This is a genomic window from Succinatimonas hippei YIT 12066, assembly GCF_000188195.1.
Lineage (GTDB): Bacteria > Pseudomonadota > Gammaproteobacteria > Enterobacterales > Succinivibrionaceae > Succinatimonas > Succinatimonas hippei.
On record NZ_GL831026.1, the window covers coordinates 1 to 1,086 of the forward strand.

General features: G+C 45.8%; 1 protein-coding gene. It reads left to right on the top strand.

What is annotated here, in order from left to right:
• Positions 1–1,051, top strand: a 1,051-nt coding sequence (locus HMPREF9444_RS07065) for a reverse transcriptase domain-containing protein (protein ID WP_009143719.1), incomplete at its 5' end; no start/stop codon positions are given.
• Between the last annotated feature and the right edge of the window lie 35 nt (positions 1,052–1,086).

Here is a 1,086-nt window from a genome sequence, read left to right on the forward strand (position 1 = left end):
GACGGTACAGCAGGCATTAGCTCAAGTACTGAGCGAAGCTTATGAGCCGTACTTTTCCGACAACAGCTTCGGATTCAGACCTGACAGAGGGGCGCGGGATGCCGTAAGAAGAGTTTGCGAATACGCCGAGCAAGGATACGTATGGGGCATTGATTTGGACTTGGCAAAATTCTTCGATACGGTAAATCACAGCAAACTGCTGCAAGTACTATCTGAGCGCATCAAAGACGGAAGAGTGATATCTCTTATTCATAAATTCCTCAGAGCGAAAATCATCGAGAACGGCAAATCGACAAAACCGAAGACGGGAACCCCGCAGGGAGGTCCTATGTCGCCGATACCGGCAAATATCCTCCTAAATGAGATGGATAAAGTACCGGACGAACGAGGGGTTAAATTCTGTCGCTATGCCGATGATTGCGTAATTTTCGCCAAGAGTGAAAGAGCAGCCCACCGCATCTACGAAAGTATATCTAAGTATATTGAGAAGAAGCTTTTTCTACAAATAAACAAGGAAAAGACCTCAATAGGGATGCTGTCGCAGGAAACCAAGTTTCTCGGTTTCGGTTTTAAAAGAATCGAGGAAGACTTGGAGACAAGATGGGTACCGGTGGTACACAACAAGTCGCGTAAGAAGCTAAAGGATAAAATCCGCATTCTTACCGACAGGAGGTTACCCCGGGGAGAGGAAAGCACCAAAAAGCGGTTTAATACCTTTCTAAAGGGATGGGTAGGCTACTACCGTATGGGGATAGCAAATTGTTCTATGAATGACATTGACAAATGGATACGCCGTAGAATACGACAAATCTATCTGAAAAAGTGGAAGAAGAACAGCACCAAATACGAAGAGCTGAAGAAACTCAAGACCAACAATGAAAACCGATGTTATATCATAGCGCACAGCTCAATGAAGCACTGGGCAAAAGCCTTGTATGCGAACTATGTGATAACAAAGGAAATCATCAGGGGTTGGGGTTGGTTAAGCATCAAGGAAGCTTATGAAATAGGCTTTATTGACTGCGACCTTTCGGAACCGCCCACTGCATGAACTGCACGGTGGGTGGTGTGAGAGGGGCAGATCGC